This window comes from Borrelia recurrentis A1 (genome assembly GCF_000019705.1).
Lineage (GTDB): Bacteria > Spirochaetota > Spirochaetia > Borreliales > Borreliaceae > Borrelia > Borrelia duttonii.
This window is the reverse complement of the sequence record NC_011260.1, coordinates 36,887-52,772: the sequence shown is the minus strand read 5'-3', so window position 1 is coordinate 52,772 and position 15,886 is coordinate 36,887. Positions and strand designations below refer to the sequence as shown.

Sequence of the window (15,886 nt, the reverse complement as noted above, 5' to 3'; positions counted from 1 at the left end):
CTCGGAAAGTACCCAAAAAAATACAAAGTTTACTATTTTTTAAAAACAGATCTATATTTATTTAAAATGATTAGTATAAAAAAATTTTTTAAAAAATCAAACATCAAAAAAATGATGAAATCATATTTAACAATAGTACAAATAATATAATTGAAATAAATTCTAAAGAAATTGTTAATTTTTGTACAAATCATATCTTAATATCAAATAGTACAGAACTTAAAGCAATAGGCATCTTGCTTTCTTCTGGTATTCCATTATCTCAATTCACCAAAAAAAATTTTACTATCACTAATTATACACATGATACTATAATATTATTTATATAAAACTTAATCGTATTCTCAAAAAATTATTTCTTGCTAATATAACTACTAAACATTTAGAATATATTTATTCTATTATTCTTCAATCTCTAAACAAAAAGGACAATTCTTACTTTTATGAATCCATTTTAAAACATCCAAAATACAAAAGTATCAAACTTGTAAGTAAACCTACTTCACTAAATAGTCTTGAAAACTTAATTTTTATTAATTCATTTGAAAATTTACGTATACATAATACTGCAAATTTACTATTTTTAAAAATAACAATAATGAATTACAGTCTACTATTGCTAATCTAATTGAATCTTCTTTTCTTGAGCAAAACTCTAACAAAGACATACATACTCTCAAATCATACATTAACCTAAATCTAAAACAAATGGGTATTATTTCCTATAAAAAAACTCACAAAATACAAAAACAAATCTTTTCTAATATCTTCGTATCGTGAACATCAACTAAATTCACTTATTTTACTTAATAACAAACCCTAAATACTATATTAGTATGCAAGATATTGATTCTTCGTAAGTTTCATGTATTTTTTATATATAAGATATATAGAAGAGTAATTTTACTTCTTTTAATTTTAATGGCATAAATATCGTACTAAAGACAAGACAAATCTTTGATTAATAAATATGAATAAATTATTATAAGATAGCAATACTTACAATATCTTTAGCTACCTCAATATTATTAAAATTTAACTTTAACAAAGTTAGCAATAGCTCTTAATATTCCAGCTCCAATTGAAACATTTACCTTAGCCGATTCAACCTTTAAAGTTTTATAATTATCTTTCTTAGTGGACAAAACTTACCAACTGAATTTTATCAAAAATGAAACTCTTAGTAAAACCTGCATTACTTCTCCCCCTTATTTTCATATTTTTAGAGCAACGTCAACTCATTTAAATTTTTTTAACTACATTTCACTTCTTATCTTTCTTTACAACAAAAAAGAAGGCAAACTAAACTAGTTTCTAGCTTGTCTTCTAATATTACTTTTAAGTAATTTAAATATTACTATTATTTTATTGACTTTCTTTTTTTGAAACTCTTGCTTCATCTATTTTTTGTTTTGCTGTTCCAAGCACATTCTTTACTGTCTTTTTAATTATATCTTCTACTGCTACTAACAGTTTATTTACTGCACTTATTCCCACTGATTGTACTACTTTATCATCATCATTATCATTAGCAGCCAATTTACCACCCTTAACCAAAGAGCGTAAAACTATTCCCCCACTCACTGCACCTGCTAACGCCGTCCCTTGTGCTAAATTAGCTACAGGACCTCCTTTAGCAAACTTTAGTGCACTTGTAGTGCCATCTACATTTGCTGCTATTGCTTCAGCTGCATCTCCTTCTCCTGACTTAACAATAGCTGCCAATATTTCTTTTCCACTTACTGATGATACTATTGCTGCTGCTTTTTCTCCCACTGCTGCTCCTGCATTAGCTCCTGCTGCTAAAATTTTAGCTCCTTCCTTATTATCTGCACTCCCTACTTTTACTGCTACATCTCCCGCTTTTGGCTTTTCAACACCTTTTTCAACAGATGTATCCACTATCCCTTTTAATGCACTATATGCTTTTTTCAATTCATCTGTATTTGCTGCTACTCCTTGGGCATTAGATGCTGCATCACCTACTACACTTGCATCACCTACCTTACCCAAAGATTCTAAATGTCCTTTTAATGTATCTAAAACTCCCTTAGCTGCATCAACTGCTTCTCTAATTGCATTCTTTTCATCCTTTGATTCTTCCTCTTTCCCAACACCTACCTCTGATTTTTTTGCTACCTCTTCCAACTCTTTCATCGCTTCTCCTAATTTAACACCTAGACTATTAAAATAATTTCCTACATCACTCTTCTTTGTATCCACTTTCGCAGTAAATCCCAATACATCTGACATTAACTCTATAAATGCATAAAATGCCCTCTCTGCACTTCTCCCTACTTCCATCATTGCTCCACTTAATCCTCTCCCGTCTCCTCCTCCTGTCCCTTCTCCTTTTCTGCTACTCCCCCACTATTACATCCCATCACCACCACTACTATCATCATTATCATCACTCTATTTACTCTATTTATCATCTCACCTTTTATTCCTATCTTCATCCTTTTCGCCTCCTTGTTTTTTTTATTTGACTTTCTTCTAAGGATTAAAAGAAAAAAAAGATGCTTTAATATTGGCAAATAAAAAAGAGAGCTAAATAAGCTCTCTTAACTAATTACCTCAAGTTATATTATAAATATTATTAATTTCTCTTATTCACTAACTTTAGCAACAGGATTCTCTCCTTGTTTAATTCCTCCTAATATTTCATTAATCCCTTTCAATCCCTCATCCACTGTATTCCTGATTGCTATTGTCAACGTACTTAACACCTTATTTATCGCACTTGCCACTGCTCCATTGATTGCATTAGCTGATTTATCCTCATCACTTTTAGCCACAAACTTACCATCTTTTGCCATTCCTCTTAATGCTATACCTCCTGCTATTACTGCATCTTTCTTTGCTGATTCCTCTTTAATCTCTTTAGAAGCCTCAGATTTAGCAATAGCAATCTCTGCTGCATTCTTTGCTTGTTCAATTCCAACTTCCGCAGTAACATTATCAGAATGAGCAATAGCTTGTAATATATCAGATCCACTTACTTACCTATTGATTTTTGCTCTGTTTCTCCGGTTTTAGTAGCATTTGGATCTCCTTCTCCCTTCTTTAAAACCACCTCAACTATTTCTCTAATTCCTTTTACTAATTTATTAACACTTCCTGCTGCTTCTGCTGGTTTAGCATTTTCACCTTTCTTAGCATTCCCTATTACATCACCAATAGCACCACTAGCTGCTTCCTTTGCTCCTTCTTCAATCTTCCCTATCCTTCCAATAAATTCCTCTACCTTACCTTTCACTTTCTCATAACTTCCATGTTCTTCTAAAATTTTACTTAATTTACCTTTCACTATCTTCATAGTATTCTCAATCTTAGTAAAATATGCCCCAATATCGCTTTTCTTTGTTTCTGCCTTTATCCCCAATGTCCCTGTAATCATATCGCCAAAACTTACAAAAACGTCCAAAAATCCTTTCCCTAAATTTACCATCTCACTCAAAAATACTTTCTCTGGATCTCTACCCCCACTATTACATCCCATCACCACCACCACCATCATCATTATCATCACTCTATTTATCATCTCTCCTTTTATTCCTCTTTTCATTCTTTTCGCCTCCTTGTTTTTCTTTTTTCTCGCCTTTTTATAGCTTTAAAAAAGCGAGATCTTGGAATAACAGAAGCAAAAAAAGATGACTTATATACAATATAATTTATATAACACATACAATACTGCAAATAAAAAAAGAGAGTTTCTTTGTTCCCTTTCTAACCTTCTTATCTAATAACTTTAATATATCTCACTACATAATAATTCACCTATTAATTAACCTTAACTTCAGAACCTTCTCCTTCTTAATCTCTCCTAACACTTTATTAATCTCCTTTAATCCTTCATCCACTTTATTCCTGTTTATTCCTGATCGCTATAATCCTATAATCAATGTACTTAATACCTTATTTACTGCTTTTGCTGCTGCTCCCTTTGCAGATTCAGCGCCTGTTTTCCTATCCTCAATCTCCTTTACAATAAATTTCCCTTCTTTTGCCATCCCTCTCAATGCTATTCCTCCTGCAATAAATGCATCTTTTTTTACGTTGATCATCATTAGCAACAGTAGTACCCTTAGCTAAAGCCATTACATCCTATTATTAAAAATAAAGTTATTATTATCGCTTTTATGTTTTTTATTTTATTCCTTATTACACGTGCTTCCTTCTTTTCCTTACAACAAAAAAGAAGGAAACCTAGATACATCTCTAAGCTTACCTTCCAATCTTATTCCTAAATAATCTAATTCTAGATATTTGTCTTATTTACTACTCTGATGTTTTTGGCTTTCTTGCTTCATCTATTTTTTCTTTTGCTTTCTCAAGAATATTCTTTACTGTCTTCTTAATCACACCTTCTACTGCTACTAATAACTTATTTACTGCAGTTGCTCCTACTCTTTGTACTTCTTTCTCTCCTCCTGCATTATTAGCTGCCGCGCCTGCTCCTAGTTTACCTGTCTTAACCAATGAACGTAAAGCTATTCCCCCTGCTACTGCTGCGGCTTTTGGATTAGCACTATTTGATAGATGAGCATCTGATCCTCCTTTAGCAAATTTCAATGAAGTTGTATTTCCATCTGCATTAGCTGTTAGTGCTGCATCACTTTCTTGTGATTCAATTATTGATTTTAAAATTTCCTCTCCACTTACTGCTGCTAATATTATTGCGGCTTTACCTGCATCTGTCGCTGCTGGATTACCACCACTTGTAGCCAATATCTTAGCTCCATCCTTATTATCTACTCCATTTACTGTTAATGTTGTAGCTCCAGCTTCTAATGCTTTAACACCCACATCTGTTGCTATCTTCACTATTCCTTTTAATGCCCTAAACATTTCTTTTAACTGAGCATCGTCTGGAGCTGTTCCTGTACCCTGAACATTATTTGCATAACCTACTACATTAGTATCGCCAACTTGTCCTAAAGATTCTACATGCCCTTTTAATTTGCTTAAAGTAAGCCTTAGCCTCATCAACTGCCCCTCTAATTTCCTGAAATTTAGAACTATCTGCTGATTTTTTTGCTACTTCTTCTAAGTCTTCTGATGCTTTTCCAAGTTTCACACCTAGGCTGTTAAAATATCCTCCTACATCCTCTTTCTTTGTAGTTGTGTTCACATTAAATCCCAATACATCCGACACTAACTCTAAAAATGCATAAAATGCATTCTCTGCACTCCTCCCTACTTCCATCATTGCGCCACTTAATCCTCTCCCCGTCTCCTCCTGTTCCTCCTTCTCCTCCTGCTACTCCCCCACTATTACATCCCATCACCACCACCATCATTAATATTACTCTTCTTTTCCCCCTCTACTTTTTTCCCTCTCTTCATTCTTTTCGCTTCCTTATTTTATTTTTATTTTTATTTGACTTTCTTCTAAGTTTAGTAAGACAAAAAAATAAGACGAATACAGCGATAAATAATTTAATTTATTAATCACCGTTTATATTGTTTATTTAGGAGCTGTAGTGTGAGTAGCATCAGATTGACTAGCCTCACTCCCACTAGTATCAGAATATTTTATTCCTTGAAATACTTCTCTTACTTTCTATAAATTATTTGTTACTGTTTTCTTAATTATTATATCCAATATCCCTAATACCTTATTTACCGCACTTACTCCTGCTGCTTTAACCTCTACAACTTCATTAGCCTGAGAATCAAACTTACCCTTTTTAACCATTGCCTTAAGAGCTACCGCAGCTGCTAAGTCAGCATTAGTCTTTTCAGTACCATTATCATTCTGAGTATTACCACCAAAAGCAAGTGCACCAGCCTCTGCACTAGCAGCATCAAAAGCATTCCCATCCATTTTAGCATTTTTAATCTTATCAATCATTGCCCATAGATCTGCTTTAGCTATTTCATCTGCTAATTTAGGACCAGCACCAGCATCAGCTTGAGAATTGTGAACCACTACCTTCATTCCATTGCCATTATCCACTTTAGCACCAGCATCACCAGTATTAATCTTTATACCAGACTTAGTAGCAGTCTCAATTATTTTTTTAAATTCTACAACAATTGCCTCAACTCCATCCTTATCAGCTGATGTAGGAGCACCACTAAAATTAACATCACCAATTGGACTACCATCATTAATTACACCAGCAAGTTTAAATAATGCCGCAATTAATTTATCAAAAACATCATTTGTTCCTTTAATCGCATCCTCAACAATTTTAATTGTGCTCCCATCAACATTCTTAACTTCAGATATTTTAACTTTTAACTCGTTTAACTTATTCTTAGTTGTTGTAAGTCCTTCTCCGACCTTCTTAAAATGTTCTCCTACCCTTTTATTCAAGTTTAAATTTTAGATTAGTTGAATAAACAAATAAACAAAATGAATCCTTCACAAAAACATATTGAAATCGGTTAATTTCAAAAGAAAACATCTCTCCCTGATATGCCTCACCAAAAATGAGAGAAATATTTCATTTAAATAACTTTTTATCTTACAGATCTTTATCTACATTTATTTATTGTTGTTGCACAACAGCTGCTTCTGATGCCTTATCTTCTTGCTTAATTGTAGCCAATCTTTCATTTATCTTTTTTAATCCACTATCAACACTATTTCTTATTGCAATTACTAGAGTATTCAATGTCTTACTTACTGCACTTAATGCTGCTCCATTTATCGCAGATGCAACTTTATCTTCATCCTTAGCAGCTAATTTACCATCTTTAGTCATTATCCGTAACGCTATACCTTCTGCAATAACTGTATCTTTTTGTTTAGCCTCTTTAGTATCAGCTTTATTAGCAGCAGCAATCTCAGCAGCATTTTTTGCTTCATTAATTTTAATATCACCAACAGTAGAAACATCACCAGACTTAGCAATAGCTTGTAATATGTCAGCACCACTTACTACCCCTATTGATGCACTTGCCTTGGCTGCTACTGCTTCTGTTGCATCATTAGCAGTAGTACTAAACAATTTACCGATATCCTTTTTATCATCATCTGCAATCTTATTAGCATCTGCATTTCCTTGCTCCTTTAACAATACATCAACAATTGCCTTAATTCCTCTAACTAATGTGTTTATGGAATCCGCTTTGGAAGGCGTAGCACCAGAATTTTAATAGCACTCCCAATTAATTCACTACTAGTGCCAGTAGCACCTTTCGCTGCTTCCTGTGCTCCTTCCGCAATTTTGTCTAACATCCCAATAATAAATTGCTCAACTACTTCTTTCACTTTTGGATAGTCACCATTCTCTGCCACTACAGCATTTCATTTACTTTTTACTGAATTCACCATTACTCCCATCAATAACTCTTTACTCTTCTTTTCCCTGATTTATTAACCTTTAATCTTTAAATTAACAAACCATACAAAAACTAATAAACAATTAATAAACGAATAAACAAAAATTCATAAAAATATCTATATAAAAACTAATGATTAATTTTATTACCATATATTTATCATTGACTCTTTTTATTTAAAAAAATAACTATTAACATAGCTTTTGTGTATTATTATGCTATATTATAATTGCAACTATATATGAAATTAAATAATTTTAAATGACTAGCTTATTCCATGATAAAGATTAAAGCTTATTTTTTTGTTTTTTATATGTACAATTTTATACAATAAACTGAATATTTTTCACTAGAACATTTTCATAAAACCACAAATAATAAAATTAATCATATAAAGCAATATATCTCTATTTAACACACTATAAAATAAAAGATACCAAGAGATTACTCCCAGTATCTTTATCTCTATTAACTTTATTTATTTTCTTCAAGCTATTATTCTTGAATATCTTGGCATTTATTCAGTTATTTTACACAGCAGGCTTAACTGTAAGTTCTCCTATTGATGCTTCTACTGCATCTGTAGAAAGCTTTAACAATGCATCGATCGCCGTATTAAGCTTAATCAATTCAGCAACTCCTTTATCACCATCCTTTTTACCAATTCTATCTATAGCTTTCTTTGTATCATCATCAGAAGCATCTTTTTTACCAAGTTCAGCATTACCACTTTTCAACTTATCCAAGAATGCCTTACCTTCTGTTTCAACAGCAACAATCTTTCCTTTCAATTCATCAGAAATGTTATCTGTTGTTTCTAATCCTTTTAACTTAGTGTTTACAGCTGATATTACACTATGCACTCCTGCAATTAACGATCCATTTTGACCAGCTTCAGCAGCAAGACTACCATTAGCATCAATCTTTTTGCCTATAGCTTTAGCCAACTCGTCAACCGACTTAACTAAAACATGCACTTCCTTTACTTTCTCCGCAAACTCCACCGCATCTTTTATCTTTTTACTTACTACCTTTAAATCTATTACACTCCCATCTGCCTTAGTCGCTTTTGCTTGACTTCCCTCTCCAACTCCCCCACTATTACATCCCATCTCACTATCATCACCATCACCATCACTATCCCTTTTACTCTCCTCTCTCTCTTCCCTCTCTCTATCCCTCTCTTCCCTTTTACTTCCCCTTCTATTCCTTCTCTCTTCTCATTTTCTTCGCCTCCTTGTTTTTTCTTACTTTTTAGCTTTTCTCCCAAGGATTAGAAGGAAAAAATATGATTTATATAATACACTCAAAAAAAAGAGAGCTTCATTAGTGCTCTCTTTATCAGCATTCTTATCTAATAATTTTACTATATTCAATATAATTCATCTATTAATTAGTCTTAACCTCAAAACCTTCTCCTTCCTTAATCTCTCCCAATACCTTATTTATTTCCTTTAATCCCAAATCCACTGTATTCCTTATCGCTATTGTCAATGTACTTAACACCTTATTTACTGCACTTGCTACCGCTCCATTTACTGCATTTGCATCTTTAGCACTCTGATTAGCCGCAAATTTACCATCTTTTGCCATCCCTCTCAATGCTATCCCTGCTGCTATCACCGCATCTTTCTTTGCTGATTCCTCTTTAATCTCTTTCTTTGCATTAACAGCTTTAGCAATTGCAATCTCTGCTGCATCTGTTGCTTTCTCAATTCCATCAGTAGCATAATCTTTAGGATCTTCCTTTGACTTAGCTATAGCTTGAAGAATATCAGCTCCGATCACCGCACCAATACTTGCTGATGCTTTTGCAATATTTTCTTCTTTGGCATCACCCTTACCATTATCATCAGCAAATAGATTACCTATATCCTTTTTATCATCCCCTGTTTTCGTTGCTTCCGCATTTCCCTTACCTTTCAATACCACATCAACAATTATCTTAATTCCTTTTACTAATGAAACAACCGATTCTCTATTGGCAGGAGTAGCTCCATGCCCAGCAGAAGCAGCATTTCCTATAGCTTCACCTGTAGCTCCTTTCGCTGCTTCTTGTGCTCCTGCCTCAATCTTACCTATCTCCCCAATAAATTCCTCTACCTTCTCTTTCACTTTCTCATATTTCCCATTCTCTTCCAAAATCTTCCCTAATTTCTCTCTAACTCCTTTCATTGTCTCTGCTATCTTAGTAAAATATCCACCTATCTCACTTTTCTTTGTATCTGCCTTTATCCCCAATGTCCCTGTAATCATATCGCCAAAACTCACAAAAACATCTAAAAATCCTTTCCCTAAATTAACCATCTCACTCAAAAACACTTTCTCTGGATCCCTTACTCCTCCACTTACTCCCCCACTATTACATCCCATCATCACCATCATCATCCCCAATACTATTCTATTATTCCTTCTCCCCTCTTTTTTTCCCAATTCTTCCTTCCCTTTTATTCCTCTTATTCCTCTTATTCCTTTTATTCCCTCTTCTTTCATCTTCTTCACCTCCTTGTTTTACTTTTTTTTATAGCTTTTCTTTAAAAACAAAAAATAAGCAAATGGGGCTTTTATATAACATACAAAATACCGGAAATACAAAAAAGAGAGCTTTATTGCTCTCTTCACTAATATTTCTACCTAATTATTTTCAACTATATAAATATTACTGATTCCCTGATGCTTTTGGATCTCTTGCCTTATCCACTTCTTTCTTCACTCCCTCAATTACATTCTTTACTGTCTTCTTCACCATTTTTTCTACTGCTACTAATAATTTATTTACCGCACTCACTCCTGATGACTGTACTGCTTTATAATCGTTATCATCATTATGTGTAGCCAATTTACCCTCTTTAACCAATGCTCGCAATGCTATCCCTCCTGCCACTGCTCCTGCTTTAACTACATCTTGTGCTAAATTATCCGCAGTACTTCCTCCTACTGCAAATTCCAATGGGGTTGTCTCTGCGGTTGCATTAGCTGTTATTTTCTTAGCTTTATCTTCTGTTAAATTAACTATTGATGCTAACATCTCCTCTCCCCTCACTGAGGACACTATCAATGCCGCTTTTTCTCCCACTGCTGCTCCTGCATTAGCTCCCGTAGTTAATACCTTGGCTCCACTTTTTGCATCTACTCCTATTGATGCTTGACCCAATGTAACATCACTTGCACTTGCTTCTTTAACTCCTTGTTTAGTAGCTATCTCAACTATCCCTTTTAATGCTTTATATGCTTTCTTTAATTCCTCTGTACTTGCTGCCACTCCATTCTGGTTCTTTGCTACATCAATTACCTTCTTATCACCTCCTATCCCCTCCAATGACTCTAAATGCCCTTTTAATCCGCTTAAAGTAGTCTTAGCAGTATCAACTGCCGCTCTTATTCCCTTATTTAATACACCTTCTTTATCAACATCTGCCGATGCCTTTACTGCTACTTTCTCTAATTCTGCTGACGCTTCTCCTAATTTAACACCTAATTTATTAAAATATTCTCCTACCTCATTCTTCTTTGTTTCTTTATTTACACTAAATCCCAAACTCCCTGACACTAACTCTAAAAATGAATAAAATGCATCCCCCTGCACTTCTCCCTACTTTCCTACTATTTTTGGATCTCTTGCCTTATCCAATTATTGGGAGTAGTAGAAGAAATAGTGAAGAAGATAGTAAAGAATGTATTTTAGAAAGTAAAGTAAGAATTTATTTACTGCACTTAATTCTACTAATTGTGATACTTTGCCATCATCACTACTATGTGAGGCTCATTTACCACCTTTTACTAATGAACGTAAAGCTATCCCTCCTGCTTAATACCATCATCAGATTTATCTTATTGTTTTACTGTAGAAAAGATAAAGAAAACTAAAAATTTCACATTAACTAATAAAAAAACAAAAACTAAGAGTACCATACTCTCAGCTTTAAATTTATTAACCTTATTTCTCCAATTACTTACCCTTCAATCAAAAAACTAATCTTAATATATTCTTATAAGATTGTATTAACTACTTATCAATTCCCAACAGTATCAGGTCTTACAGGTTCTTCTATAAGATTTTTAATTGAATCATCTAATTCCTTTTTAGAACTAGCCATCAAAATATCAATTGATGTATTTAGTTTATCAAGCTCATCTCTCCCCTTAGTTTTATCAGCATTATCTTTAAGAAGAGCCTTCTTCGAATCAGCATCACTAGCACCTTCTTTGTCAAATTCAGCAGTAGAACTCTTCAATTTATTTAAAAACGCTGTACTTTTAACTTTAGCATCATTAACCTTTGTACTTAAATCACTAGAAAGTCCCACTTTTCCTGCCAACGTTGCCAATTTAGCATCCACAGCTTCTATCACACTATATGCTCCTGCAATTAATGATCCATTATGATCAGCTATATCACCAAGACCAGCAGCTCCAACTTTCTTTCCTATAGCTTTAGCCAGCTCATCAACCGACTTAACTAAAGTATGCACTTCCTTTACTTTTTCCACAAACTCCACCGCACTCTTTATCTTCTCTCCCACTACCTTTAAATCTATTACACTCCCATCTCCCTTCTTTGCTTGCCCTTCCTCTCCCCCAGATACTCCCCCACTATTACATCCCATCACCATCACCACCACCATATCCCCATTATTACTCCCACAACTCTTTTCCTTCTCTCATCCTCTCTTTCTTATACCTCTCTTTTCCCTACTATTTTTCCTTTCTTCAATTCCTTCGCCTCCTTGTTTGTTTATCTGCTCTTCTACTAAGGAAACAAAAAAAAGTTAAAAATAATAATTTATATGAATATTATTTATATAACACATATAATACCGCAAATAAAAAAAGAGAGCAAAAGAAGCCCTCTTAACTAATTATTTTTCGTAATTAATTCAAATTATATTATTTAAATAACTCTATTTATTATTTTCTACTGATTCTCATCTACAATTACTTACTATTGTACACTAGCTGTTGCTTCACTAGATTTATCTTCTTGTTTCACCGTAGCTAGTACTTCATTTATCTTTTTTAATTCACTATCAACTGTATTTCTTATTGCTATTATTAAAGCACTCAATGTTTTTCCAACTGCGCTTGCCGCTACTCCATTGATTGCAGGTACAGCTTTGTCCTCATTCTTAGTAGCAAATTTACCACCTTTAGCCATCGATCTTAATGCTATACCTCCTGAAATAACTGCATCTTTCTGTTTAGTTTCTTTAGTACCACTATCATTTTTAGCAGTAGCAATCTCAGCAACATCCTTTGCTTGATCAATATCTTTACCGGCTGCTGAAACTACATCAGACTTAGCAATAGCTTGCAATATATCAACTCCACTTACTGCCCCTATTGATGCATTTGCCTTAGCTGCCTCAGCTTCTGATCCATTATCAGATGCTTTACTAAACAACTTACCTATATCCTTTTTATCATCATCTGTAGTCTTATTCGCATCAGCATTTCCCTCATTTTTTAAAACTACAGCAACTATTGTTTTAATCCCTTCAATAAGTGCATTAACACTTGCAACCTCTCCAGGTGCAGCATCTTCATTTTTAACAGAACTTCCAAGAACAGCACCACCAGCAGCCCCGCTTGATGCTTTTTTAGCACCTTCCGCAATCTTGTCTAATGTACCTGTAATAAACTGATCAACTACTTCCTTGATTTTCACATAATTACCATTCTTTGCCACTTCTGTTTGTAACTTCTCCTTTACTGAAATCATAGTTTTTTCAATATCAGTAAAATATTTCCCAATATCCGATTTTTTTGTGTCCGCTTTTATCCCCAACGTCCCTGTAATCATATCGCCAAAACTCACAAAAACATCTAAAAATCCTTTCCCTAAATTAACCATCTCACTCAAAAACACTTTCTCTGGATCCTTTACTCCTCCACTTACTCCCCCACTATTACATCCCATCATCACCATCACCAGCACCATTATTCCCTTTAATCCTCTTTTACTTCTTTTCTCTCTTCCCTTCTCTCTATACTCGCTTATACTCTCTTCTATATTTCCTTTTCCTTTCTTCTCTTTCATTCCTTTCTTAGCCTCCTTATTTTTTCTTATTTCTCGCTTTTTTATAGCTTATCTTTAAAGAAAGACACAAAAAATGAATGAATAATAAATAACAAATGACAACAAATAAAATATGTCTTCATTCGACACAATAAAACAAAAGATACTAAGAGATTAACTCTAAGTATCTTATCTTCATAACTTTATCTAAATTACCAAAACTATTTCTTGCTTTAATATCTTGGTATTTATATACTTTAACTGCTTTAAGTAATAGGTTTAACTACAAGTTCTGCTATTGCATCCGATACTATTTTATTAGAAGACACCAACAATTCATCAACTGCTTTGTTAAGTTCTCCTAATTCTTTCGCTCCTTTATCTCCATCTTTTTGTTTTACATAATCTATAGCCTTCTCTGCATCAGCATTACTAACATCTTCTTTTCCAAGATCAGTATTCTTTTCTTGCAATTTTTTTAAGAAATTTACACTTTTAGTTTTAGCATCAGTAATTTTAGTCTTAATCTTCTCAGTGACACTACTTGAATCCGTCTCTAATTTTGTCAATCCACCCTTTACAGTAAGTATTATTTGAAACACCCCTGCCATTAACGATCCATTTTTCCCATCCAAAGCATCAAGTTCTTGATCACTATCTTTAATCTTTTTTCCTATAGCTTTAGCCAACTCATCAACCGACTTAACTAAAACATGCACTTCCTTTACTTTCCCTGCAAACTCAACCGCACTCTTTATCTTCTCTCCTACTACCTTTAAATCAATTACACTCCCATCTCCCTTCCTTACTTTCCCGTCTCCTCCTGTCCCTTCTCCACTTACTCCCCCACTATTACATCCCATCACTACCACCATCATCCCCATTATTATTCCTTTTACTATTCTCCCCATCTTTATCTCCCCTCTCTTTACTCTCTCTATTTCTCTTCTCCCTTCTATTTTTTCCTATTCTCATTTTCTTCGCCTCCTTGTTTTTTTTACTTTATAGCTTTTCTATTAAGGATCAAGGAAAACAAAACCAAACAAATAACGAATGAATAAATTCAACTCATAAAAACACCTATACAAACACTGAAAATTGATTTTATTACCATATATTATCAATCTGAAAAATATTTATCATTGACTTTTTCACATTTATAACCTATAATTATGAACATAGAAATTAATGTGTTTTTATTCAGAGTTATTTTTAATAATAAATAATATAAGTGATTATCATTCAATCTTTGCAAATGGTTAATATATTCCACAATAAAGGTTAAAGCTTGTTTTTTATTTGTACAATTTGATACAACAAACTGAATATTTTTCACTAGAACATTCTAATGAAACTAAAAAATATAACATATACAATACTGCAAATAAAAAAAGAGAGCTTTATTGCTCTCTATCTACTAATATTTATATCTACTAATTTTTATTATATTCAAATATTACTATCCTAATCTTACTGCTGACCTACTGCTTGTGGATCTCTTGCCTTATCTACTTCTTTCTTCACTTTCTCAACAACATTCTTTATTGCCTTTTCATTATATCTTCCACTGATACTAACAGTTTACTTACTGCACTTATCCCCACCGATTGAACTGCTTTGTGATCGTTATTATCATTATGTGAAGCCAATTTACCTTCTTTAACTAATGCTCTCAATGCTATTCCCCCTGCTACTGCTGCTGCTTTTGCACTAGCTTCATGTGATACATGATCTGCAGTACCTCCTTTAGCAAAAGAAATCGCACTTGTATCTGCGGTTGCATTAGCTCCTACTGCTGCATCACTTTCTCCTGATTTAACAATAGATGCTAATATTTCTTCTCCTCTCACTACTGATACTATTATTGCAGCTTTATCTCCCACTGCTGCTCCTGCATTAGCACCCGCTGCCAATACCTTAGCTCCATCTTTTGCATCTACTCCTATTGATGCTTGGGCCAATGTCACACTACTTGCACTTGGGTCTTTAACTCCTTGTTTAGTAGCTATCTCCACTATTCCTTTTAATGCTTTACACATTATCTTTAATGCATCTGAATTTGCTGCTACTCCATTCTGGTTATTTGCTACCTCAACTACCTTGTTATCATCACCTATATTTTTTAAAGATTCTAAATGGGTTTTCAATAAAGCTAAAACTCCCTTAGCTGAATCAACTGCAATTTTAACTGGATTTTTTGCATTCTTTGATTCATCACTTTTATCAACACCCGATGTTGCTTTATTTACTACTTTTTCTAATTCCTCTGATGTCTCTCCAAGTTTACCACCTAAACTATTAAAATAATCTCCTACTTGTTGCTTAGTTGTGTCTTTCGTCACTTTCAATCCTAATGTATCTGACATTAACTCTATAAATGCATAAAATACTCTCTCTGCACTTCTCCCTAGTTCCATCATTGCTCCACTTAATCCTCTCCCGTCTCCTCCTCCTCCTGCGCCTTCTCCTCCCTTTACTCCACCACTATTACATCCCATCATCCACATCACCAACACTTTACTTCCACTTTACTTTATTTTTTTCTTTCCCCTTTTTGCATTTTTTACACCTTAT

The 15,886-nt window shown here is 33.6% G+C and carries 7 protein-coding genes and 8 pseudogenes; all 15 read right to left on the bottom strand.

Annotated elements, in window-relative coordinates; translation table 11 throughout:
* Window positions 1–1,365: 1,365 nt before the first annotated feature.
* Window positions 1,366–2,459: pseudogene (locus tag BRE_RS05785) on the bottom strand (variable large family protein).
* Between the two features lie 150 nt (window positions 2,460–2,609).
* Window positions 2,610–3,568, bottom strand: a pseudogene (locus tag BRE_RS05780) (variable large family protein).
* 215 nt (window positions 3,569–3,783) lie between these two features.
* Window positions 3,784–4,061 (bottom strand): annotated as a pseudogene (locus BRE_RS06160) (variable large family protein); the annotation flags it as partial.
* A gap of 220 nt (window positions 4,062–4,281) precedes the next feature.
* Window positions 4,282–5,303 (bottom strand): annotated as a pseudogene (locus tag BRE_RS05770) (variable large family protein).
* A 167-nt stretch (window positions 5,304–5,470) separates the two neighbouring features.
* A pseudogene (locus BRE_RS05765) lies at window positions 5,471–6,316 on the bottom strand (variable large family protein); the annotation flags it as partial.
* Between the two features lie 184 nt (window positions 6,317–6,500).
* Window positions 6,501–7,252: pseudogene (locus BRE_RS05760) on the bottom strand (variable large family protein); the annotation flags it as partial.
* A 574-nt stretch (window positions 7,253–7,826) separates the two neighbouring features.
* Window positions 7,827–8,408: a Vsp/OspC family lipoprotein gene (locus BRE_RS05755; RefSeq protein WP_012539591.1), complete on the bottom strand. Its 582-nt coding sequence runs from the start codon at window positions 8,406–8,408 to the stop codon at window positions 7,827–7,829.
* Window positions 8,339–8,566 (bottom strand): hypothetical protein, encoded by a 228-nt coding sequence (locus BRE_RS06885; RefSeq protein WP_198004643.1) that lies wholly within the window; start codon window positions 8,564–8,566, stop codon window positions 8,339–8,341. The genes BRE_RS05755 and BRE_RS06885 overlap by 70 nt, the downstream gene beginning before the upstream one ends.
* Before the next feature lie 119 nt (window positions 8,567–8,685).
* Entirely contained in the window at window positions 8,686–9,684 is a 999-nt protein-coding gene (locus BRE_RS05750) for a variable large family protein (RefSeq protein ID WP_049752038.1), read from the bottom strand.
* Window positions 9,685–9,955: 271 nt separating this feature from the next.
* Window positions 9,956–10,888, bottom strand: a pseudogene (locus BRE_RS05745) (variable large family protein); the annotation flags it as partial.
* Window positions 10,889–11,309: 421 nt separating this feature from the next.
* Window positions 11,310–11,921, bottom strand: coding sequence for a Vsp/OspC family lipoprotein (locus BRE_RS05740; RefSeq protein WP_012539589.1), 612 nt, complete (start codon window positions 11,919–11,921; stop codon window positions 11,310–11,312).
* Window positions 11,922–12,238: 317 nt separating this feature from the next.
* Window positions 12,239–13,333 (bottom strand): variable large family protein, encoded by a 1,095-nt coding sequence (locus BRE_RS05735; RefSeq protein ID WP_012539703.1) that lies wholly within the window; start codon window positions 13,331–13,333, stop codon window positions 12,239–12,241.
* A gap of 245 nt (window positions 13,334–13,578) precedes the next feature.
* Complete coding sequence (locus tag BRE_RS05730) at window positions 13,579–14,223, bottom strand: Vsp/OspC family lipoprotein (protein WP_012539702.1); 645 nt, start codon at window positions 14,221–14,223, stop codon at window positions 13,579–13,581.
* The gene (locus BRE_RS06825) at window positions 14,165–14,287 is read right to left on the bottom strand and encodes a hypothetical protein (protein ID WP_269516825.1); all 123 of its coding nucleotides are present in this window, start codon (window positions 14,285–14,287) and stop codon (window positions 14,165–14,167) included. The genes BRE_RS05730 and BRE_RS06825 overlap by 59 nt, the downstream gene beginning before the upstream one ends.
* Window positions 14,288–14,782: 495 nt before the next feature.
* Window positions 14,783–15,819 (bottom strand): annotated as a pseudogene (locus BRE_RS05725) (variable large family protein).
* Window positions 15,820–15,886: the final 67 nt, after the last annotated feature.